Source organism: Lentzea kristufekii, from assembly GCF_033949925.1.
Taxonomy (GTDB): Bacteria; Actinomycetota; Actinomycetes; order Mycobacteriales; family Pseudonocardiaceae; genus Lentzea; species Lentzea kristufekii.
Genome location: NZ_JAXAVV010000002.1, coordinates 477,261 through 497,710 on the forward strand (window position 1 = coordinate 477,261; position 20,450 = coordinate 497,710).

21 protein-coding genes and 1 pseudogene are annotated in these 20,450 nt (G+C 69.9%); 11 read left to right on the top strand and 11 right to left on the bottom strand.

Features of this window, described 5'->3' with window-relative positions:
- Positions 1-9 precede the first annotated feature (9 nt).
- A complete protein-coding gene (locus tag SK571_RS05800; protein ID WP_319982982.1) occupies positions 10-1,359 on the bottom strand; it encodes a glutamine synthetase family protein in 1,350 nt (449 codons plus the stop codon).
- A 362-nt stretch (positions 1,360-1,721) separates the two neighbouring features.
- On the opposite strand from SK571_RS05800, the gene SK571_RS05805 reads away from it, so the two are divergent.
- On the top strand, positions 1,722-2,237 hold the full coding sequence (locus tag SK571_RS05805) for a MarR family winged helix-turn-helix transcriptional regulator (RefSeq protein ID WP_245816540.1): 516 nt from the start codon (positions 1,722-1,724) through the stop codon (positions 2,235-2,237).
- A 96-nt stretch (positions 2,238-2,333) separates the two neighbouring features.
- Here SK571_RS05805 and SK571_RS05810 read toward each other — a convergent pair whose 3' ends face one another.
- Both SK571_RS05810 and SK571_RS05815 read right to left on the bottom strand, forming a co-directional pair.
- The gene (locus tag SK571_RS05810; protein ID WP_319982983.1) at positions 2,334-3,683 is read right to left on the bottom strand and encodes a pyridoxal phosphate-dependent decarboxylase family protein; all 1,350 of its coding nucleotides are present in this window, start codon (positions 3,681-3,683) and stop codon (positions 2,334-2,336) included.
- Between the two features lie 48 nt (positions 3,684-3,731).
- On the bottom strand, positions 3,732-5,858 hold the full coding sequence (locus SK571_RS05815; RefSeq protein ID WP_406601943.1) for a glycosyl hydrolase family 95 catalytic domain-containing protein: 2,127 nt from the start codon (positions 5,856-5,858) through the stop codon (positions 3,732-3,734).
- A 269-nt stretch (positions 5,859-6,127) separates the two neighbouring features.
- On the opposite strand from SK571_RS05815, the gene SK571_RS05820 reads away from it, so the two are divergent.
- The 4 genes and pseudogenes from SK571_RS05820 (at position 6,128) to SK571_RS05835 (ending at position 8,507) form a co-directional block, all read left to right on the top strand.
- The gene (locus SK571_RS05820) at positions 6,128-6,814 is read left to right on the top strand and encodes an energy-coupling factor ABC transporter permease (RefSeq protein WP_319982984.1); all 687 of its coding nucleotides are present in this window, start codon (positions 6,128-6,130) and stop codon (positions 6,812-6,814) included.
- Positions 6,811-7,092 (top strand): PDGLE domain-containing protein, encoded by a 282-nt coding sequence (locus SK571_RS05825; RefSeq protein WP_319982985.1) that lies wholly within the window; start codon positions 6,811-6,813, stop codon positions 7,090-7,092. Before SK571_RS05820 ends, SK571_RS05825 begins: the two co-directional genes overlap by 4 nt.
- 44 nt (positions 7,093-7,136) lie before the next feature.
- Positions 7,137-7,730 (top strand): annotated as a pseudogene (cbiQ, locus tag SK571_RS05830) (cobalt ECF transporter T component CbiQ); the annotation flags it as partial.
- Entirely contained in the window at positions 7,719-8,507 is a 789-nt protein-coding gene (locus SK571_RS05835; RefSeq protein ID WP_319983163.1) for an energy-coupling factor ABC transporter ATP-binding protein, read from the top strand. The pseudogene cbiQ and the gene SK571_RS05835, both read left to right, overlap by 12 nt.
- Here SK571_RS05835 and SK571_RS05840 read toward each other — a convergent pair.
- Positions 8,486-8,998, bottom strand: a complete 513-nt coding sequence (locus tag SK571_RS05840; protein WP_319982986.1) for a TetR/AcrR family transcriptional regulator — start codon at positions 8,996-8,998, stop codon at positions 8,486-8,488. The two genes, SK571_RS05835 and SK571_RS05840, sit on opposite strands and share 22 nt — an antisense overlap.
- A gap of 73 nt (positions 8,999-9,071) precedes the next feature.
- On the opposite strand from SK571_RS05840, the gene SK571_RS05845 reads away from it, so the two are divergent.
- Together SK571_RS05845 and SK571_RS05850 are read left to right on the top strand one after the other, a co-directional pair.
- Positions 9,072-9,488, top strand: a complete 417-nt coding sequence (locus SK571_RS05845; RefSeq protein WP_319982987.1) for a nuclear transport factor 2 family protein — start codon at positions 9,072-9,074, stop codon at positions 9,486-9,488.
- Positions 9,485-10,390 (top strand): phosphotransferase, encoded by a 906-nt coding sequence (locus tag SK571_RS05850; protein ID WP_319982988.1) that lies wholly within the window; start codon positions 9,485-9,487, stop codon positions 10,388-10,390. The genes SK571_RS05845 and SK571_RS05850 overlap by 4 nt, the downstream gene beginning before the upstream one ends.
- On the opposite strand, the gene SK571_RS05855 is transcribed toward SK571_RS05850, so the two are convergent.
- A complete protein-coding gene (locus tag SK571_RS05855; RefSeq protein WP_319982989.1) occupies positions 10,387-11,118 on the bottom strand; it encodes an RDD family protein in 732 nt (243 codons plus the stop codon). The two genes, SK571_RS05850 and SK571_RS05855, sit on opposite strands and share 4 nt — an antisense overlap.
- 19 nt (positions 11,119-11,137) lie before the next feature.
- Here SK571_RS05855 and SK571_RS05860 point away from each other — a divergent pair, with 19 nt between their 5' ends.
- A complete protein-coding gene (locus SK571_RS05860) occupies positions 11,138-12,145 on the top strand; it encodes a stage II sporulation protein M (RefSeq protein WP_319982990.1) in 1,008 nt (335 codons plus the stop codon).
- Here the strand turns inward: SK571_RS05860 and SK571_RS05865 are convergent.
- The 6 genes from SK571_RS05865 to SK571_RS05890 form a co-directional block, all read right to left on the bottom strand.
- On the bottom strand, positions 12,142-13,431 hold the full coding sequence (locus SK571_RS05865; protein WP_319982991.1) for a DUF58 domain-containing protein: 1,290 nt from the start codon (positions 13,429-13,431) through the stop codon (positions 12,142-12,144). The genes SK571_RS05860 and SK571_RS05865 overlap by 4 nt on opposite strands.
- 1 nt (position 13,432) lies before the next feature.
- On the bottom strand, positions 13,433-14,395 hold the full coding sequence (locus SK571_RS05870; protein WP_319982992.1) for an AAA family ATPase: 963 nt from the start codon (positions 14,393-14,395) through the stop codon (positions 13,433-13,435).
- Positions 14,392-15,423, bottom strand: a complete 1,032-nt coding sequence (locus SK571_RS05875) for a DUF4350 domain-containing protein (RefSeq protein ID WP_319982993.1) — start codon at positions 15,421-15,423, stop codon at positions 14,392-14,394. The genes SK571_RS05870 and SK571_RS05875 overlap by 4 nt, the downstream gene beginning before the upstream one ends.
- Positions 15,420-16,019, bottom strand: coding sequence for a DUF4129 domain-containing protein (locus SK571_RS05880; RefSeq protein WP_319982994.1), 600 nt, complete (start codon positions 16,017-16,019; stop codon positions 15,420-15,422). The genes SK571_RS05875 and SK571_RS05880 overlap by 4 nt, the downstream gene beginning before the upstream one ends.
- Positions 16,006-17,043 carry a glycerophosphoryl diester phosphodiesterase membrane domain-containing protein gene (locus SK571_RS05885; protein WP_319982995.1) on the bottom strand — a complete coding sequence of 346 codons (1,038 nt, stop codon included), beginning with the start codon at positions 17,041-17,043 and terminating at the stop codon, positions 16,006-16,008. Before SK571_RS05885 ends, SK571_RS05880 begins: the two co-directional genes overlap by 14 nt.
- Before the next feature lie 70 nt (positions 17,044-17,113).
- The gene (locus SK571_RS05890; RefSeq protein WP_319982996.1) at positions 17,114-17,692 is read right to left on the bottom strand and encodes a uridine kinase family protein; all 579 of its coding nucleotides are present in this window, start codon (positions 17,690-17,692) and stop codon (positions 17,114-17,116) included.
- A gap of 37 nt (positions 17,693-17,729) precedes the next feature.
- Between SK571_RS05890 and SK571_RS05895 the strand changes: the two genes are divergently transcribed.
- The 3 genes from SK571_RS05895 (at position 17,730) to SK571_RS05905 (ending at position 20,158) form a co-directional block, all read left to right on the top strand.
- Entirely contained in the window at positions 17,730-19,079 is a 1,350-nt protein-coding gene (locus SK571_RS05895) for a replication-associated recombination protein A (RefSeq protein WP_319982997.1), read from the top strand.
- 96 nt (positions 19,080-19,175) lie between these two features.
- Positions 19,176-19,496, top strand: a complete 321-nt coding sequence (locus SK571_RS05900) for a RidA family protein (RefSeq protein WP_406601944.1) — start codon at positions 19,176-19,178, stop codon at positions 19,494-19,496.
- A 26-nt stretch (positions 19,497-19,522) separates the two neighbouring features.
- On the top strand, positions 19,523-20,158 hold the full coding sequence (locus tag SK571_RS05905; protein WP_319982999.1) for a maleylpyruvate isomerase N-terminal domain-containing protein: 636 nt from the start codon (positions 19,523-19,525) through the stop codon (positions 20,156-20,158).
- The last annotated feature ends 292 nt before the right edge of the window (positions 20,159-20,450 follow it).

A 20,450-nucleotide genomic window follows, 5' to 3' on the forward strand; every position in this document is an offset into this window, starting at 1 on the left:
GCAGGTGAACTATAGGTGGTACGCGTATTCGGTGAACTCCCAGTCGGTCACGAACCGCTGGAACCGGGCCACCTCCTCCCACTTGAAGTCCACATAGGACCGCACGAAGTCCTTGCCCAGCACGTCGACCATCGCCGTGTCCTCCTCCAGGTAGGCGAGGGCGTCGGGCAGCGTGGCGGGCAGCGTCGGGGCCTTCGACGGGTCGTAGCCGTACCCGGCCGACGGCCGCGGCGGTTCGATCTGGTCGCGGATGCCCAGGTAGGTGGCCGCGATGAGACCCGCGATGCCGAGGTACGGGTTCGCGCTCGCGTCGCCGAGCCGCAGCTCGAGCCGGGTCGTGTCGCCGCGCTCGGCCGGGACCCGCAGCATCGCGCTGCGGTTGTCGAGGCCCCAGTCGATCAGCCACGGCGCGAGCGAGTCCGGCCCGAACCGCTTGTAGGAGTTGACCGTCGGGTTGAGCAGCGCGGCCAGTGCCGGGGCGTGCTTGAGGATGCCGCCGATGGCCCATCGCGCCTCGTCGGACAGGCCGCTGGTGGTGCCGGGCGCCTGGAACGCGTTGCGGCCGTCCTTCTCGTGGCACGACAGGTGCAGGTGGAAGCCGCTGCCGCCGCCGTCGTTGAACGGCTTCGCCATGAACGTGGCCATCCGCCCTTCGCGCCGGGCCAGTTCCTTCACGCTCGTCTTGAAGCGGAACGCGCGATCGGCCGCGTCCATGGCGGGCGAATGGACGAGGTTGATTTCGAACTGCCCACCGGCGTACTCGTGGTTGCCGCCGGTCGTTTGGAGACCCGCCGAACTGAGCGTGCGAAGAGTTCTCAACAGATGACCGTCAGAATCGCCGCGGCGTCCGGTCGCGTAGACGTTGCCCGGCTCGTCGCAGTACGGGCGCCACCCGTTCGGGCGATCTTCGTCCGGTTCGCAGAGAAAATATTCCAGCTCGGGTCCCACGACCGGGGTGAGCCCCGTGGTCTCGAATATTTCCAGCGCCCTGCGCAGCACCTGCCGGGGCGATTCGTCCACGGGTCTTTCGTCGGCAGGGCTCACCGCGTCGCCGATGCACCACGCCACCCCCGGCTCCCAGGGGATCGGGAGCAGCGTGTCGAGGTCGGGGACCACGATCACGTCGGGCAGCCCGGCGTCGAGCACACCCCCGTTCTCGGTGGTCTTGCCGCCGGGGGTGGTGCTGTACACGGCCCGGCAGAACGACAGTCCGCGGTGGATGACCGCAGGTAGGTGCTCTACGAGGACGTCACGGCCCCGGTCGGTGCCGAGCAGGTCTGGGAAGACGACGCGCACCACGTCGATCCCGTCCTCGCCGAGTCTTGCCGCGAGTTCCCGTGTCACCTGTTCACCGACCACGTCGAACTACCTTTCCGGCACAGTGTGTCGCTGGCGCGGAGGGGATAACGTTGAGGGGAAAACGCTATCGACCCGTCCGTGGAGCAAAGACCGTCATTGGTCCCCGTCGGGTGCTCCACACTCATCGTCCACCACGGGGCAACAGTCCGTAACTGGACGGGTGACGACCGTCACGAGATCATGCACGATGTGGGATCGTGATCAAAGTGGTTGCGGACCGACTCGCACCACATCACAGACATAGTTCGGAACCGCAAGTATTGTGCCGGGAACACCTGAGCTCGAGCACGGGAGACTTTGAGTTGTCTGGTCACCACACGATTGCCGAGACCGAGAAAGCCGTCCAGGCCAAACTCGGTGCGGTGCCGCTGCGTCGCGAGCAGATGGCGGCGGTGTCGAACATCCACCGCGCCGCTACCGCGATCCGCCAGCACCTCGAGAACTCGGTGCTGCGCACCAGCGATCTGACCTGGACCGGCTTCGTCGTGCTCTGGGTCGTGTGGATCTGGGGTGAGATGGAGACGCGGTACGTCGCCGAGGAGGCCGGGATCTCCAAGGGGACCCTGACGGGCGTCGCCAAGACGCTGCAGTCACGGGGCCTGCTGGAGCGCATGGGCCACCCGACCGACGGGCGCCTGGCGGTCCTGCGGCTCACCCCTGAGGGTGAAGAACTGATGGCCGACCTCTTCCCCAAGTTCAACGAGGAAGAGGTCTTCGTCAGCGACCCGCTGGAGTCGTCGGAAGCCCAGTCGCTGGCCGAGATGCTGCGCCGCATGGTCACGCATCTGGAGGCCAACGGCGAGCAGCGCCGCCTCGACCTGCGCGGAGACACGCCGCTGCCACCGCGCCGGTCCGGCCGGCGCGCCAAGCACGGCTGATCCTCGCGGCTGTGGGCGACTCACCGGGGGTGAGTCGCCCATTTCGGCGTTCTTTCGCAGTCTGGCCCGTCAGAGGGAAGGCCGCTGACCAGGCCTTCAGAGCAGGCTGAGCACCCGCGCGTGCAGGGTGTCGAGGTAGTCCTCGGACTCGGGCTTCATCAGCACGCTGCGCAGCACCCGCGCACCGTCCGCGTCGGCCCCGACCTCGGGATGACGGGCGGCGAACGCGCTCTTCGACGCCCGTGCCACGCTCAGGAAGACCGGGTCGACGGGTGCGTTCATGCCCGTCTCCATCACGCGGTGCGCAGCGGCGTCCACGGCCGACAGGGTCAGCGGGTCGGTCCGCGGGAAGTACGTCACGATGTCGAGCTCGGGCTCCTGGTAGAGCTCCAGGCCCTCCGACTCCCGGATGATCGACGCCCACCGCACTGCTGCCCGCCGTCCGGCCGCCAGGACCTCGCCCAGGCCCTCACGGGTCAGGGGGAGCAGGCGGAGGGTCAGCCACAGGCCGGCCGCCGCGGCGCCGGCCCGCGAGCACTCCAGGCTGATTTCGCCGAGGTGCATCTCGTCGGACGTGAAATACGTGTACGGGGAGTCGTGCAGGTAGAAGCGGCCCACGGACGGGTCGCGGAAAAGGACCGCGCCGCAGCCGTAGGGCTGCAGGCCGTGCTTGTGCGGGTCGACCACCACGGAGTCGCACGAGGCGATGGCCGCCCACGGCTCCGGGGCGAGGTCGGTGCCCGCGAGCAGGGTGAAGAAGCCGCCGTACGCGCCGTCCACGTGCACCCGTGCGTCGTAGCGGCGTGCAACGTCCAGCACGAGATGCACCTGTTCGATGGCACCCAAAGCGGTAGTTCCCGGAGTGACCACGACCGTTCCGACCTTGCCGGTCTTCAAGAGCTCTTCGAGCGCGTCCAGATCCATGCGGCCTATGCCGTCCACGGCGACGGGAAAACCCTCGATGCCGAGCACGCCGCACATGCGTGAGTGCGTGTAGTGAGCCTCGGAGGAGTACGCGACGCCACGGCTCGGATGCAGCGAACGGGCGACGAACAACGCCTCCAGGTTCGCGATCGTGCCGCTCGACGTCAGGTGACCGAGGTGCTGCTCGCCGTAGCCGAACATCGCCGCCAGGTCCGAGACGACCTCGCGTTCCATGGCGGCGGTCGCGGGACCGCCGTCCAGGGCGTGGTTGTTCGGGTTGATCAGCATCGCGGACAGGTAGCCCACGACGGCCGCGGGGTGCGGCGGCTTGAGCATCTGGCCGGCGTACCGCGGGTGGAAGAACGGGTAGTTGTCGCGCAGCCGGTCCTGGAGCTCGGCGAGCGCCGAGCCGAAGAGCGCCGGGTCGACCTGCAGCGACGAGTGGGGTGTGAAGGAGCCGTACTCCGCCGTCCACTTCTCGTGGTTGGCCAGCGCCTCGTTGAGCCAGTGTTGAAGATCCACCGCACACCCCACTCGTCCACGCACAATCCGAATGATCGAATTCGGACGTTACGGCAGACCCCAACGCGAAGACGAGCCGTTGGCCTTCACATCACGTGCCGAGACGTCAGGGCGTGTGCCGCGACGGGAGACCACGGCGCTCTGACCTCGGCGAAGCGGGATTTCGACGGCGGAGCCACGAGTCTTGTACTCCAGGCGCCGTCCCCACGTGTCGCGGACGTCGATGTCACCCTTGATTCCGTGCTCCAGCAACAAAGGTGAGCCCGCTTCCGAATGGATCTTCACCCAGTCGGTCCGGCCCGAAGAGCGCGAAGCGTCCACAAGGAACGCTCCTTGCGTGCGCAACGACGAGATGGACGCATCGGCCCAAGTGGACGAAACAGACGGGAAGACGCGCACGACGTCGTTGTGCGACTGGACCATCATTTCCAGCACGGCCTGGCCGGACATCAACGGCGACTCGATCGCGAGGTTGCCTCCCTCGCGGTAGAAGGTGTTCTCGGTCAGCACGGCGTTCGAGCCGACCTGCTTGCGGTCGAGGAAGTGGCGCAGGAACGACAGCGCCTCCTCCGGTCGTCCCATCGCCGACGCCATCGCGGACGCGGCGCCGTAGCTGTACCCGGCCCACGCCTGCTGCCGCGAGACCCAGTGGTCGAACGTCCTGTCGATGAGCGCGCGGTGCTCCGGCATGTCGTAGGTCAGTTCGCGCAGCGGGTAGAACCACAGCATGTGCGAGAAGTGGCGGTGCGAGTCGTTGAGCGAGACGTCCTTGCCGATGAGCACGCCGTCCGGGCCCTGGGCGTACGGCACGAGCCGGTTCGCGATGTCACGCCAGCGCGCGTTCTCCTCGATGGTCAGCAGCGTGCGCACACCCCAGCGGATCAGCGAGAGGTCGTACGTCGTGTCCGTGGCGTTCGCGTACTCCGGTGAGCGCGTCTCCGGCAGGTGCAGCTTCCCGTCCGTGCCCTCGACGAGGAACCGGGCGTAGTAGTTGACCGCCTTCGTCAGGATCGGGAAGAGGACGTCCTTGAGGATCTTCTCGTCCATCGTGTGCCGGTAGCCCAGCCAGACGTTGTGGCAGGCCCACAGAAGATTGCCCGTATGATCGTTCGGCGCGACGCCCGGAACCCCGCAGTAGCGCGGCCCTGAGCGCAGCGTGCGGTCGCCGGGGTGGCAGATCGCGTACGAGTTGCCGTCGCGGTAGGCGGGGTTCACGTTGAGTTCGAGGTTGTGCTCGAACCGCTTCAGCGTCGTCGTCACCGCGTCGAGCTCGTGGTGGTTCGAGCCGTTGACCAGCGGGTACGAGATCTGGACGTTGAGGTTCCACCACACGGCCGTCCAGCTGTTGCCCTGCTCGGGGAACCACGGGCCCCACTCGGAGATGACCGGCGCGTCCGCGCGGGTCGCCGCCGCCATCTTGTAGAGCTGCAGCCAGTAGAAGCGCTGCACCAGCTTGTCCGGCACCGAGACCAGCGACTTCGCGAAGTAGGTGTTCCACCAGCGGCGGTGCTGCAACGTCAGCGCCTCGAACGGGATCGCCAACGCCTGACGCACCTCGCGGATCGCGTCAGACGTGTGCGTGTCCGCGGGGTGTGTGTACGCCACGTGGGCCGCGAAACGACCGTTGCGGGTCTGCCAGGCCGTTGTGTAGCCACCGCCCGCGAGCAGCGGCTGGGCGGCGTAGGAGACGCCGTTGGCAGTGCCCAGGGTCGGCGCCGGGTTGGCCGTGTAGTCGGCGGGCCTGCGGATCTGGCGGGTCGTCGACGACTCCAGCGGCTGGAAACCCCAGGTCGCGTCGCCCTTCACGGAGGCGAGGAACGTGCTGCGCGCGTTGTGCACGAGCATCGTGAACGTGGCGCTGCCCTGCGTGGTCGTCACGGAGCCGGTGAGCTCGGCGTTCCACAGGTCGAGGGTCCAGTCGACGGCGGTGATCGCGCCGGCGAACTGCAAGGTCAGGTAGCCGATCGGCAGCCGGGACAGGCCGACCGCGGCCTCCCAGTGCTCGCGCTGGTCCTGCACCTCGGAGTGGCTGAGCATGAGCTTCAGCTCGTTCGCGGTGCGGCCCGCGTAGACCTGGACGCCCAGGAACCCGTTGGCGAGGAACGGGCTGTCGCCCCAGTTCTGCGGCAGTCTCCGCCACTCCATGCGGGCGTCGCGGACGACGTCCCGGTGCACGTTGTGACCCGATGTTTCAGGTTCTGCGACCGCGGTGCCCACCCCGAGCGCGGAAGCCCCGACGGCCGCGCCCGTCCCGTACAAAAAGGTTCTACGCGACAGCTCTGTCACTGTTCGTCCCTCCGTGCCGTGGCGGCGGCGGAACGGATCTAACCGCAGAATTCATCCGATGACTAGCGGGCGATGTGACGATCACCGCGCTCTTGCCCGCAAATCGTTGTTGCAACGTTCTAGCCATAGCCGAGGTCCGGCAATTAGCGTGACTGCTCATGTCACCTGTTGCCATGCACATGAGCGACGGTCTGCTGAACGCGCCGGTGTCGGTCGTCTTCCTCGTCATCGCGGCGGTGGGCGTCGGGTTCGCGTTGGTCAAGGCCCGTGTGGACCTCGACGACCGCACGGCGCCGATGGCGGGCCTGGTGGCGACGTTCATCTTCGCCGTGCAGATGATCAACTTCCCGATCCTGCCCGGCGCCTCCGGGCACCTGCTGGGCGGTGCGCTCGCGGCGATCCTGGTCGGCCCGTACGTCGGCGCGCTGTGCGTGACGATCGTGCTCGTCGTGCAGGCGCTGCTGTTCGCGGACGGCGGTCTCACCGCGCTGGGCGCCAACGTCACCAACATGGCGCTGATCGGCACCGCGAGCGGGTTCCTCGTCGCCGTCGCGCTGCGCAAGGTCGCCGAGCGCGGCAAGGGCGGTCTCGCGGCCGTCGCGTTCGTCTCCGCGTTCGTGAACACCCTGCTGGCCGCCACCGGCTTCGTCGTCGAGTACGCGATCGGCGGCGCGGGCGGCGTGGAGATCGGCAAGGTCGCGCTGCTGATGTGGGGCCTGCACGCGCTGATCGGCATCGGTGAGGGCCTGATCACCGCCGTCACGGTCACCTCGGTCGCGTCGATCCGGCCTGACCTCGTCTACCTGCTCAAGGGCAGCCGGAAGCCGCTGGAGGTCCGGTCGTGAAGAAGTTCTTCATCGGGTTCGCGTTCGTGTCACTGCTGATCGCCGGAGTGCTGTCGTACTTCGCGTCGGGCGACCCGGACGGCCTGGACAAGACCGTCGAGGACACCGGCATCGCCGAGCACGCGCGGGAGCACCCGTTCTCCGGCAGCACGTTCGCCGACTACGCGTTCGCCGGTGACGACAAGTTCACCGGCCTCGCGGGCGTGCTCGGCGTGGTCGTGGTGCTGGCCGTCTCGTTCGGCCTGTTCTGGCTGCTGCGCAAGAAGTCCGACGCGTAGTGGGCGGCGCCCACGACGTCCTGCACCACGCCGGCGACTCGCCGGTGCACCGCCTCGCGCCGCACGTGAAGATCCTCGTGGCGTTCGGGGCGGTGCTGGGCGTCGTCGCGACCCCGCGCACGATGTTCCCGCTGTTCGGCCTGTACCTGCTGCTGATCGTCGCGGTGTGGTTCGTGGCGCGGGTTCCCGTGCTGTGGTTCGTGAAGCGCGCGGTGATCGAGGTGCCGTTCGTGGTGCTCGCGTTCCTGCTGCCGATCTTCGGCACGGACCCGCGCACCGACTTCCTCGGCTTCTCCGTGTCGGTCGAGGGTTCCCTGGCGGGCTGGAACATCCTCGCCAAGGGCACGCTGGGCGTCCTGGTCAGCCTGACCCTGGCCGCCACGACGGCGCCGGGGGACCTGCTGCGCGGCCTGCAGACGTTGCGCGTGCCGGCGCCGCTGATCATGATCGCCACGCTGATGCTGCGGTACGGCGAGGTCGTCGTGGGTGAGGCGAAACGCATGAGCGTGGCCCGCATCTCCCGTGGCGACGACCCGCGCTTCCTGTGGCAGGCGGGCGCGGTGGCCCGGTCGGTCGGCACGTTGTTCATCCGGTCCTACGAACGCGGAGAGAGGGTGCATCTCGCGATGGTGTCGCGCGGCTGGACGGGCAGGCCGGGAGGCTCGGCGACGATCGTTCCCGAGACCCCTGCCGCCGCTGCCCTGGAGGTCTCGAAGCTCGCCTTCGCCTACCCGGACGGGCACCAGGCGTTGTTCGGCGTCGACCTGCGCGTCGAGCACGGCGAACGCGTCGCGGTGCTCGGGCCGAACGGCGCCGGCAAGACCACCTTCGCGTTGCACCTCAACGGAGTTCTCGGTGGCGGCTCGGGGTCGATCTCGGTCGCCGGGCTGGAGGTGTGCAAGCAGAACCTGCGGGAGATCCGGCGCCGCGTCGGACTCGTCTTCCAGGACCCCGACGACCAGCTGTTCTCCCCGACCGTGGGGGAGGACGTCGCGTTCGGGCCACGCAACTTCGGCATGTCCGATGTGGACGACCGCGTGCAGGAGGCGTTGCGGGCAGTGGGAATGGAGTCGGTCGCGGACCGCTCACCGCTGCACCTGTCCGGCGGTCAGCGGCGCCGCGTCGCGCTGGCCTCGGTGCTGGCCTGCTCGCCGGAGATCCTGGTCCTGGACGAGCCGTCGGCGAACCTCGAACCGGTGGCCCGCCGCGAACTCGCCGAGCTGCTGCTCTCGTTGGCCCCCACCATGCTGATGGTCACGCACGACCTGCCGTTCGCGCTGCAGATCTGCCCCCGCAGCGTGCTGATCGACGACGGCGTGGTCGTGGCGGACGGACCGACCCGCGAGATCCTCGCGGACTCCGCGCTGCTGGCCCGCCACCGCCTCGAACTGCCCTACGGCTTCCGGCTCGACTGAAGCCCGCTCAGCACGATCTCCAGCAGCACGGCGGGATTCGCGCCCTCGTGCATGCTCTGCAGCATCCCCTTCATCAACGCGACGAGGTCCTTCGTCGTGATGTCGGCGCGGACGGCCCCCGCCTCCTGGGCTCGGCCCAGCAGCCCGCCGAGGGTGGCGTGGAGGCTGTCGCGCAGCTCTGACGGCACCGCGATCGCGTCGGACATGTCCCGCTTCGCCGTCGCCTCGTCCGCCATCTTGCCCAGGAACGCGAACAGGTCCGCGCCGGCGTCGGCCGACGGTTCCGCCGACGCGATCATGGCCGACACGCGCGCTTCCGTGACGGCCTGGAACAGCGCCTGTTTCGTCGGGAAGTGCCGGTAGACCGTGCCGGGCCCGACGCCCGCCTTCGCCGCGATCTCGTCCAGCGGCACGTCGAAGCCCTGTTCCGCGAACAGCTCCCGTGCCGCCACCAGCACCTTCTCGCGATTGCGCGCGGCATCGGCCCTCATCGTTGCCAACCGGGGCGTGCGTTCCGTATGTTGCTAACCGGGGTCACCGTTCCGATTCTACGAGGGGCACACCATGACACGCACACCAGCACAGATCGTGGAGCACGTCCGGCGGCAGGTGGCGGGCGAGCAGGGCCACGACTCGTTCGCCGACCTGTTCACCGAGGACGGCGTGATGGCCTACCGCTTCCCGGCGCCGTTCCAGGAACCGGAGATCAGGGGCCGGACCGCGATCCGCGCCTACTTCGACAGGATGAGGGGCGCCCGCGTCCGCGAGAAGATCGAGATCCAGCACGTGGAGGCGATCACCAGGCTCACCGACGACCCGGACGTCGTCGTCGCCGAGTTCACCCACCGCGGCTGGTCGAAGGTGAAGCAGGACTACTACACCTTCACCGCCGTCGGGATCATCCACTTGCGCGACGGCGAGATCGTCCGTTACGACGACTACATGAACCCGTTGCTGCTGCAGGAGCTCCTGGGCGTATGACCTTCAGCCTGTCCGCCTGGTGCTCGTCGGAGCTGGGAAGTCCCGTGGCCGAGGTCCTCTACGAGAGGGTGTCGATCTCCACGGTCTCCGGCGTGCGCCTGGCCGACGGTCGCGAGGTCTACGTGAAGGCCCGCCCGGACGACGGCCGCGCCGCGTCGTGCGTGACCGCGCAGGCGTCGTTGGCCTCGCGGGGGTTCCCGTGCCCCCGCCCGCTGACGCCGGTCGTGGTCGCGGACGGGCTGGCCGTGCACGCCGAGGAACCGTTGCCCGGCGGGGAGATGCTGCTCGGTTCCTCCCCGGACGTCGCTCGCCGGTACGCGGCCGTGTTCGCGCGGCTGATGGCTCTGCTGGCGGACGTCTCCGTCCCACCGCCGCTTCCGTCACCGCGCTGGGCCCGCTGGCACCACACCGATCCGGGCCTGTGGCCGGCGATCGACTTCCTCGACGCGCGGGACCAGAGCGTGGTGCCGTCTTTGGTTTCGGAGACGGCTTCCCGCGTGCGCAAGCGGTTGCTGGCCACCTCGCTGCCGTGCGTGCTGGGCCACGCGGACTTCGAGGCGCAGAACCTCCGCTGGCAGGACGGCGAGGTGCTGGCCGTGCACGACTGGGACAGCCTGGCGTGGCAACCGGAAGCGGCTCTGGCCGGTGCCGCGTGCGGTGCGTTCGCCAACGCGTCGCCGCCGGGCCTGGTGCCGGTCGAGAGCTCGGCGGCGTTCCTCGAGACCTACCAACAGGTCCGCGGGCGGGCGTTCTCCGCGGAGGAGGTGGAGGTCGCGTGGGCCGGGAGCATGTGGACCGCCCTGCACAACGCGCGGTGGGAGGTCCTGCACGGCGACCCGACGCCGTCAGGTGACGCCGTTCGCGCGCAGGGGGCCGAACGCCTTCGTCTGGCGAACGCTTAGGCGGCCGCTCGGCGCCGGCGCTCCGCCAGCACCGCCGACAGGTACGGGTGCGGATGCGTCTGCTCGACCCGCGGCGACCGGATCGCCACGCCGACGTCGTCCGAGAGCCGCGACCCCAGGTCCCACCGCGCCTGCTCGTTCAGCTCGTGATAGCGGCTCAGGTACTGCCGCGCCGCCAGCACCAGCTCCTCCGGCAGCTGCGACAGGTCGAGCCCCGACGCCCACTGCGCGAGCTGCGGCGGCATCGTGGCGAGCTCCACCTCCTGGCTCGGCACGCGGGTGTGGATCACCACGGTGCCGGCGAGGTAGTCGCCGACCCGCTTGCCCTGCGGCGAGAAGAGGGAGACGAACAGCGCGATCGAGCCGCCCAGGCCCAGTACCCAGAAGTCCACGATGAAGCCGGTGAGCGAGCGCACCAGCGCGTGGCGGAAGCGGATCGCGCCACCGTCGTCGCGCACCACGCGCAGGCCCATGGCGAGCTTGCCCAGCGAACGGCCCCGCGTCGCGGTCTCCATCGCGGTCGGGAAGCCGATCATCACGGCTATCAGCAGCGTGAGCGCGAGTGCGTCCTGCAGCGCGTTGTCGAGGTCGATGGGCGCGATCAGGAACAGGACGACGAGCAGGCCGAACTGCACGGCCACGTCGATCGCGTACGCGACCGCCCTGCTGGCGAGTTGTGCGACGCGCAGGTCCAGAACTACGGCTTCACCGGTGACGAGGTCCCCCACGCGGATAGTGTGACTCATCGTGGATCTGGACGTCTTCATCGATCGCCACCGCGAGTCGTGGCAGCGGCTCGACCACCTGGTCAGGCGGTCCAGGAAGCTCAGCGGGGCCGAGGCCGACGAGCTGATCGAGCTCTACCAGCAGGTGACGACGCACCTGTCGGTCGTGCGCAGCCAGATGCCGGACCCGGCCACGGTCGAACGGCTCTCGGCACTGGTCGCACAGGCCCGGTCGGTGCTGACGGGCACGCACACGCCGGCCTGGCGGACGTTCACGCGCTTCTTCACGCACCGGCTGCCCGCCGCGATCTACCTCGGCTGGCGGTGGTGGGTGCCGGCCGGGATCGCCTTCTACCTGGTCACCGGCATCATCGCGGCGTGGATCGCGTCCAACCCGGACGTGCAGGCGAGCATCGCCGCGCCGGACGAGATCCGGGAGATGACGAGGGTCGGCGGCGGGTACGAGTCCTACTACTCCAGCGACCCCGCCGGGTCGTTCGCGGCGAAGGTGTGGACGAACAACGCCTGGATCGCCGCGGCCTGCCTGTTGCTCGGTGTGCTGTTCGCGATCCCGCCGGTCTACCTGCTCTTCACCAACGCCCTCAACGTCGGCGTCGGCATCGGGCTGATGTTCGGTGCCGGCCGCGGAGGGGTGTTCCTCGGACTGTTGGCGCCGCACGGGTTGTTGGAACTCACGGCAGTGTTCGTCGCGGCGGGCATCGGCATGAGGCTGGGCTGGCAGGTGATCGACCCCGGCAAGCGCACCCGTGCCCAGGCCCTCGCCACGGAGGGGCGGTCGGTCGTCGCGGTGGCGCTCGGACTGGTCGTGGTGTTGCTCGTGTCCGGTGTGCTGGAAGGGTTCGTGACGCCCTCCGGACTGCCCACCTGGGCTCGCGTCGGCATCGGCGTGGTGGCCGAGGTGCTGTTCCTGTTGTACGTCTTCGTGATCGGACGCCGGGCCGCGCGGCAGGGCGAGACCGGTGACATGGACGCGAGCGAACGTGAGGACGTCGCGCCCGTCGCCGTTTAGAGCTTTCCTGCGGCCTTCAAGGCGAGATAGCGGTCCGCGAGAGCGCGCGGCAGGTCGTCAGGCAGTGCGTCCACGACGTCGACACCGTGCCGTGCGAGCAACGCGGTGAGACGGCGCCGTTCGGCCAGAGTGCGTTCCGCGGCCGCGGCCCCGTACACGGCCTCCAGGTCGCCACGTCCGGCCGCCATCGCGTGCACGGCCGGGTCAGACACCGACGCGATCAGCAGGTGGTGCCGCGTGGCCAACGCCGGCAGCAGCGGCAGCAGGCCGTGCTCGATCGACGGCTCCAGCGCCGTCAGCAGCACGACCAGCGACCGGCGACCGGCGCGGCGGAGCACCTCGGCGACGGCGCCGCGGGCGTCGAACTCGACCAGTTCGGCCTCCAGCGGTGCCATCGCCTGCACCAGGACGGGCAGCGTCGCCCGCGGTACCGAGGCGCGCACCTGCTGGCTGAACGCCAGGAAGTCGACCTGGTCGCGGGCCTGCGATGCCAAGGCGGACAACAACAACGCGGCGTCCATCGCCGTGTCCAGGCGCGGCAGCCCGCCGAGAGCGCCGTCCACGCGGCCCGCCGAGGTGCGGGCGGTGTCGAGCACGATCGTCACCTGCCGATCGCGTTCGGGCCGCCAGGTGCGCACCACCACGTCCGACGAACGAGCCGACGCACGCCAGTCGATCGAGCGCACGTCGTCACCGATGACATACGCGCGCAGCGAGTCGAACTCCGTGCCGGCGCCACGGATCAACGAAGCGCGGCGGCCGTCCAGTTCGCGCAGGCGTTCCAGCAGGGGAAGAAGGTGACGGCGGCTGTGGAACGGAGGCAGCGCGCGCACCGTCCACGGCACGACGTGTGAGCCTTGCCGTGCCGCGATGCCCAACGGCCCGTGGGAACGCACGGTCACGCGGTCCGCAACGCGATCGCCACGACGTACGGGACGCAGCTCGAAAGACAGCACGCGCGAACCACCAGCGGGCACGTCGACCGCAACCCGATCGACGACCACACCGGCAGAAGGCGCCCATGCGTCACGAAGAACGCCACGCAGCCGACGCCCAGGGTTGTGCACGGTCAGCTGCACCACACACGGCTCACCTGTGCGCACCGAGGTCGCCCCCGCACGCGAGAACGTCAACTGACGCACGCCGGCCGCCAACACCAGGTCGACGGCCACGCACAGCACCAGAAGGCCGAACAAGACGAGAATCCCTTGCCACGACGGCAAGAGAAGCCCGACGACGAGAACCCCGATGAGCGCGAGCAGCCCCGCGCGGCCCGTGAGCGCCACGTCAGCGCGGCACCTGAACAGCGCCGAGCACGCCGTCCAGCACGCCGTCCGCCGTCACGCCCTCCAGTTCGACCTCCGGGCGCAGCTCCAGCCGATGCCGCAACGCGGGCCGTGCGAGAGCCTTCACATCGTCCGGCGTCACGTAGTCACGGCCCGAGAGCCACGCCCATGCGCGCGCAGCAGCCAGCAGAGCCGTTGCGCCACGGGGAGAAACGCCCAAACGCACGGCCGGGGACTGACGGGTCGCGCGGCACACGTCCACGACGTACGCGATCACCTCAGGAGCCACGGTCAACGCGCGCACGGCCGCCGTCCCCGCCTCCAGGTGTGCGGCGCTCGCGACCGGGTTCAACGAGGACAGGTCACGCGGGTCGAAGCCGGAGGCGTGCCGCGTCAGCACGTCGATCTCGTGCTCGCGCGCCGGGATCGGCATCGTCACCTTGAGCAGGAACCGGTCGAGCTGCGCCTCGGGCAACGGGTAGGTGCCCTCGTACTCCACCGGGTTCTGCGTCGCCACGACGATGAACGGCGCCGGCAGCGGCCGGGTCTTGCCGTCGGCGGAGACCTGCCGTTCCTCCATCGCCTCCAGCAGCGCGGACTGCGTCTTCGGCGGCGTCCGGTTGATCTCGTCGGCGAGCAGCAGGTTCGTGAACACCGGCCCCTCGCGGAACGAGAACGCCGCGTTGTGCGAGTCGTAGACCAGCGACCCCGTCAGGTCGCCGGGCATCAGGTCCGGCGTGAACTGCACACGCGTCGTGGACAGGTCCAACGCGCGCGCAAGAGCACGCACGAGCAACGTCTTCGCGACGCCCGGAACACCCTCCAACAGCACGTGTCCCTTGCACAGCAACGCGAGGATCAACGACGTCACGGCGGCGTCGTTGCCCACCACGGCCTTGCCGATCTCCGCGCGCAACGCCACCAGCGCCGTACGGGCTTCCTCGGTGGTGACCACTGCCGTCATGCCTTGCGCACCTCGTTCTCCAGAGCATCGAGCGAGTGAGCCAGTGCGACCAACCCCCGGTCGTCCACCGGCTCCTTGTCGTAGAGCAGCGCCCGCACCGAAGTGACGGGACGCGAAGTCCTGCGGGCGATTTCCTCGGACGGATCGTCGCCCTGCGGCACCCCCAGCAGCGGTGCCAGCCGGTCCCGCGTGGCCTGCCGCAGCACGGAGGCGGCGTGCGAGGCGGCGTGCGAGCGGCGGTACAGCCGCGCCCTGCCCTCCACGGTCTCGGCGGCGCGCACCACGACCGGAAGCGGTTCGGGCACCACGCGGCCGAGCCTGCGCGCCCGCCACAACGCGATCAGCACGGCCGCGACACCGAGCTGCAGGGCGCCGTACTTCCAGCCGTCGGGGATCAGATCGGTCAGCGACTTCTGCTGAGACCTGTCCGCCTCCGACGGCACGTACCAGACCAGCCGTTCGTGCTGGCCCAGCAGCGACAACGCGAGTGCCGCGTTGCCTTCCTCGTCGATGCTGCGGTTGGTGAAGATCCCGCCGTAGCCGATCGTCGTGACGGTGCCGGTGCGGACGAGCGTCGAGTCGTAGCAACTCTGCTCGCCCTCGTAGGTGAACCCGCCCATGGTCGCCGAACCGGCCCTGTCCGCCAGCGGGCAGCCGGGCTGACGGGCCTCGGCCTCCAACCGGCTCGTGCCGGTGGCGGGCGCGAGGAGCACGGTCGCGGAGGCCCGGCGGCTCAGGTCCGCGAGCCGCTGCGGGTCGATCAGGTTCGGCTGCGTCACGAACAGCGTGGCACCGTCCACAGCGGACGCGTTGTCGGTGAGCTCGACGCGCACGCCGTTCTGCTCCAGCAGGCGGGCCACAGCGTGGCTGCCCTCCGGCCGGAACGACCGGGGGTCGAGCGCGCCGCCCTCGCCACCGCCGCGCAGCAACGTGATCACGATCGCCGCGAAGAGGATGATCACGCCGATCAGCACGGGTCCGCGCGCCGCGGTCCAGATCCTCGGGGCGTCCGGGGAGACCGCCGTCATCCGCGCACCTTGCCGTCCACGGCGACCACCCTCTGATACCCCTCCACCGTGGCGGGCCTGCCGCCGTACCAGACGTCGTCGAACTGCACCGCCGCGCCGTGCAGGTCCTCGGCGAGCACCGGAAGTGCCCGGCCCGCCTCGAAAGCGACCTCGTCCACGGTGCGTCCGGCCCGTGCGTCGAGCACGCCGCGTTGCTCCAACTCGCGCACCACCGCGCGGAAGCGTTCGCGCACGGCCTCTGCCAGGTCACCGGCCGCCGCGGCCTTCTCGGCGGCGGCCCGGTGCTCCGCCGCGGTCATGGCGGTCGAGCCGAACACGGAGCCGTCCGGCCGCAGCGCGCGGGCGGTGGCCCCGACCCGGAGCCGGATGACGATCACGACCAGCACCGCCACGGCCACGACGACCGTGATCGCGGTGATGCCGCTCATGCCACCCGCCCCGGCGAACAGCTCGCCGAGGCGGGTCAGCACCCAGTCGATGGCGCGTTCCAGCGGGTTCGGGTCGTCGGAGACGTACGCCGGGTCGCGGAGCTCCCGGACGGCCGCCTCCCTCGCCTCGTCGCGGCCGAGATCTACCGGTACGTCAGCTGCCGCCATGCCCCGCGGCCCGCTGGAGCTCGATGTCCATGCCCTCGGACCGCATCCGGCGGTCGACGTAGACGAGCACGCTGACCGCGGAGCTGAACGGGAGCGCGATCGTCGAGGCGATGATGGAGCCCAGCGTGATCATGATCAGGTAGCCCGCGCTCAGCAGGGCGGCGGGGTCGGCGTCGAAGCCGGTGGTCGCCCGGCCCAGCAGCTCGAACGGCAGGCCGATGATCCAGCTGATCACCGCGGCGATCAGGCCGGCGACCAGCAGGATGCCGAAGGTGCGCCACCACGCGCCGCTCACGAGCTTGCTGGAACGGCTGAACGCGGTGCCGACGCCGCAGCGCTCCAGCACCAGCGCGGGCGTGACCAGGGAGAACATCACCCACAGCCAGACCGCCACCAGGAAGGCGACGAACAGGCCGAGAGCGAGCGCCCAGCCGGAGTTCGCCAGCACGCCGAGCAGGCCCAGCACGACCGGGGCGGCCATGATCAGGAGGCCGTAGAGCAGCGTCGCGCCGAGCAGCGGGAGCAGCCGGGGCTTGAACTCCTCCCACGCCTGCGCGAACGTCACCTGCCTGCCCAGCACGGCGTGGCCCGCGACGACCGTGATGAAGCCCGACAGGAACACCGTGCCGACCAGCTGCAGCACGATGCCGAGCAGGGTGCCGCCGAGGGCACTGGCGAAGACGTCGAGCAACTGGTCCCGCGACGGCGCCGCGCTCGGGTCGAGCGCGGTGGAGAGGTCGGCGAGGAACGGCAGCTGCACGAGCAGGCCGACGATCTGCGTGATCGCGGCGACGACCGCGGCCGCTCCGATGATCAGCTTCGGATAGCGGCGCATCGTCGTGATGGCGCCGTCGATGATCTCGCCCAGCGCCAGCGGGCGCAGCGGGATCACACCGGGCTTGATCGTCGGCGGAGGCGGAGGGGCGTTGTAGCCGTACTGCTGCTGCCCGTACTGGGGCGGCTGCTGCTGTGGCGGCTGGTTCTGCGGCTGGTCGGGTGACGACCAGCCCGGCGTTTCGGACATCTCGGCTACCCCCGGTCGTGGTGTGAGCGGCATCCTGCCAGATCAGGGCCACCGCCACCTGGCAACCCGATCACGAAACGAGCTCGGTCCGCGCCCTGGCCGGCGTCGTGCGCCGCATGCCCGCGCTGACGCACCTCTTCACCACCTGCGGCTGCTCGCGCATGAGCCGCAGCCCGCGCCTGACCAGCGTCGGCACCGGCTTGCGGGCCTCGGCCACGTCACGCGCGAACCGGCGCACGAACGTGACGGGCGGGCTCGGCGCGAGCACGATCGCGTCCCGGAGCACCCCGGCCTCCCTCGCGCCCTGGACCAGCAGGTCCGCGAACAGGCCCTCCGCGATGAACGCGGGCGCGCCGCCCAGTTCGATCGTCTGGGTGCCGACCGCGCGGTCCTCGCTGATCGAGTACACCGGGGCCTCGACCCTGCCCGTGTCCGACAGCTCGATGACCGCCCGCAGCGCCTTGTCGGCGTTCCACGAGCCGACGTCGTCCCAGTCGGCCCTGCCGTGGTCGTCGCGGGGGAGCAGCGGGTCGTCGCCGTCGCGGTAGAAGTCGTCGAGGCGCAGCACCGGCCAGCCGAGGTGGGCGGCGAGTGTCGACTTGCCTGAGCCGGAGGGTCCGGCGAGCAGCACGGCACGAGGGATGGGCACGGAACGCGATCCTCGCACATGTCCTAGGCTCGAACGCATGAGCGAAGGTCTGTTCGACGAGGGCCTCTTCGGCGCGACCGACGAGGAGAAGGCCCAGCGCATCGCGGCCAACGCCCCGCTGGCCGTGCGGATGCGTCCGGCCACGCTGGACGAGGTCGTCGGCCAGGACCACCTGCTCGGGCCCGGCGCCCCGCTGCGCCGCCTGGTCGAGGGCGCCACGCCGGCGTCCGTGATGCTCTACGGCCCTCCCGGCACCGGCAAGACGACTCTCGCGACCCTGGTGTCGAAGGCGACCGGCCGCCGGTTCGTCGCGTTGTCCGCGTTGTCGGCCGGGGTCAAGGAGGTGCGGGCGGTCATCGACGAGGCCCGGCGCCGCCTGGTCCGGTCCGGCGAGTCGACGGTGCTGTTCATCGACGAGGTCCACCGCTTCTCCAAGACGCAGCAGGACGCCCTGCTGGGCGCCGTCGAGGACCGCATCGTGCTGCTGGTCGCCGCCACCACGGAGAACCCGTTCTTCTCGGTCGTGTCGCCGCTGCTGTCGCGTTCGCTCGTGTTGCAGCTCAGGTCGCTGACCGACGACGGCGTGCGCGCGGTGATCCGGCGAGCGGTGTCCGACGAACGCGGCCTGGGCGGGTCCGCGGTGCTGGAGCCCGATGCGGAGGACCACCTGATCCGCCTGGCCGGTGGTGACGCCCGCCGGTCGCTCACGGCGCTGGAGGCCGCCGCGGACTCGGCGCTGGCGTCGAACGACGGCGTCATCACGCTGGAGCTGCTGGAGTCCACCGTGGACAAGGCGGCGGTGCGCTACGACCGCGACGGCGACCAGCACTACGACGTGACGTCGGCCTTCATCAAGTCGATCCGCGGCTCGGACGTCGACGCGGCCCTGCACTACCTCGCGCGGATGATCGAGGCGGGGGAGGACCCGCGGTTCATCGCGCGGCGGCTGGTGATCCACGCCAGCGAGGACGTCGGCATGGCCGACCCGACGGCGTTGCAGACGTGCGTGGCGGCGGCTCAGGCCGTGCAGCTCATCGGGCTGCCCGAGTGCACCCTCAACCTCGCGCAGGCCACGATCCACCTCGCCACCGCGCCGAAGTCGAACGCCGTCACCACCGCGATCTACGCCGCCATCGAGGACGTTCGCAAGGGCGCCATCGGTTCCGTGCCCGCGCATCTGCGTGACGGGCACTACGCGGGCGCGGCGAAGCTGGGCAACGCGCAGGGCTACCGGTACCCGCACGACGTGCCCGAGGGCGTGCTGACGCAGCAGTACGCCCCGGACGACCTGGTGGGCCGCGACTACTACGAGCCGACCGGGCGCGGCAACGAGCGCGCCGTGGCGGAGCGCCTGCCGCGGCTGCGCCGGGTGATCAGGGGCGAGTAAAACCACCTGGCGGTCCGTGCATGATCGACGTGTGGAACTCGTGCCGCACGACCCACGGACGGCGTCTACGCGACGGGCGGCGACTGGGTGCACGCCATGGAGGTCCGTGGCGCCGAACGGTTCTTGTTCGTCTCGGGCACCATGGGCCTCGACCCGTCGGGCAACGCCGGCGCCGGCCTGGCCGAGCAGCTCGACCTGATCTGGTCCAACATCCGCGCGATCCTCGCCTCGGCGGGCATGACCGTCGACAACGTCGTCCGGCTCACCACCTACCTGCGTGACCCGTCGTACGCGGAGGCCAACGCGGCAGCACGGGTGGCGGCACTGGGCGGCAGGGCGGTGCCGACGACGGCGATCGTCGCCACGACGCTGGTCAGCGACTGGCTGGTGGAGATCGAGGTGATCGCGGCCGCGTGACGCCGCACCCGAGTAACTTCGGCGAAGTGACGATCAGAGAAGACTTCCTGACCACGGCCCGCATCGCACTGGAACTCCTGCGCCACCAGAAGGTCGCGCAGCACTGGGACCAGCCGAGCGCCCTGCCGGAGTTCGGCGTGAGCGGTCTGGCCGGGCACGTGGCCTACCAGGCGCTGCCGCTCCCGTCCATGATCGCGACCCCGCCCGGCGACGAGCCGGTCGTCTCCCTGATGGAGCACTACGACCGGGCCAAGTGGACCGACCTCGACGTCGACTCCGAGTTCCACACCCGCATCCGCGCGGGCGGCGAGAAGCTCGCGGCGGAGGGGCGCGACGCCCTCTGCGACCGGTTCGAGCAGACTCTCGACGAACTCGCGAAGTCGTTGCCCGCCATGGAGAACCGGGGCGTTCGGATGCCGCACTGGGGCCCGTGGGCGGTGCCGCTGGACGAGTACCTCGTCAGCAGGCTGATGGAGTTCGTCGTGCACTCCGACGACCTCGCGGTGAGCGTCGGGCTGGACACCCCCGAGTTCCCGCGCCACGTCAACGAAATGGTCATCGACCTGCTGACCCGCATGGCGCTCAACAAACATCGCGCGATCGACGTGGTGCGCGCGCTCAGCCGCAAGGAACGCGCACCGCAGGACATCACCGCGTTCTAGTAGCGTGTCGCAGCTATCTCTTGGATTAGTGACGAGTGGGAGGGGCGCCGGCAGGTGGCCGGGCTTCGATCATGAAGATCGCGCTCTCATGGCTGTCGCCTGCACGGTTGGCGGTACTTGAGGTGATCAGCAAACGATTGCGCCGGCAGTTTTCTACCGCCAACTCGGCGGCAAATCCGCATGAGAGCGCGACCATCCGGGACTTTCGGTAACGAGCGACCACACCGCCCAGCCCTCTGCCCTGCTCAACGGAGCACAACTTAGCCGCGACGCTCTACTAGTGGCGCGACCC

What these genes read in the sequence shown, in the direction of transcription:
- SK571_RS05845 (WP_319982987.1), top strand. Translation starts at nt 9,072, where the DNA reads ATGACACGCACACCAGCACAGATCGTGGAGCACGTCCGGCGGCAGGTG.
- SK571_RS05880 (WP_319982994.1), bottom strand. Translation starts at nt 16,019, where the DNA reads ATGGCGGCAGCTGACGTACCGGTAGATCTCGGCCGCGACGAGGCGAGG.
- SK571_RS05885 (WP_319982995.1), bottom strand. Translation starts at nt 17,043, where the DNA reads ATGTCCGAAACGCCGGGCTGGTCGTCACCCGACCAGCCGCAGAACCAG.
- SK571_RS05835 (WP_319983163.1), top strand. Translation starts at nt 7,719, where the DNA reads ATGGTGTCGCGCGGCTGGACGGGCAGGCCGGGAGGCTCGGCGACGATC.
- SK571_RS05870 (WP_319982992.1), bottom strand. Translation starts at nt 14,395, where the DNA reads ATGACGGCAGTGGTCACCACCGAGGAAGCCCGTACGGCGCTGGTGGCG.
- SK571_RS05875 (WP_319982993.1), bottom strand. Translation starts at nt 15,423, where the DNA reads ATGACGGCGGTCTCCCCGGACGCCCCGAGGATCTGGACCGCGGCGCGC.
- SK571_RS05840 (WP_319982986.1), bottom strand. Translation starts at nt 8,998, where the DNA reads ATGAGGGCCGATGCCGCGCGCAATCGCGAGAAGGTGCTGGTGGCGGCA.
- SK571_RS05895 (WP_319982997.1), top strand. Translation starts at nt 17,730, where the DNA reads ATGAGCGAAGGTCTGTTCGACGAGGGCCTCTTCGGCGCGACCGACGAG.
- SK571_RS05820 (WP_319982984.1), top strand. Translation starts at nt 6,128, where the DNA reads ATGTCACCTGTTGCCATGCACATGAGCGACGGTCTGCTGAACGCGCCG.
- SK571_RS05850 (WP_319982988.1), top strand. Translation starts at nt 9,485, where the DNA reads ATGACCTTCAGCCTGTCCGCCTGGTGCTCGTCGGAGCTGGGAAGTCCC.
- SK571_RS05900 (WP_406601944.1), top strand. Translation starts at nt 19,176, where the DNA reads ATGGAGGTCCGTGGCGCCGAACGGTTCTTGTTCGTCTCGGGCACCATG.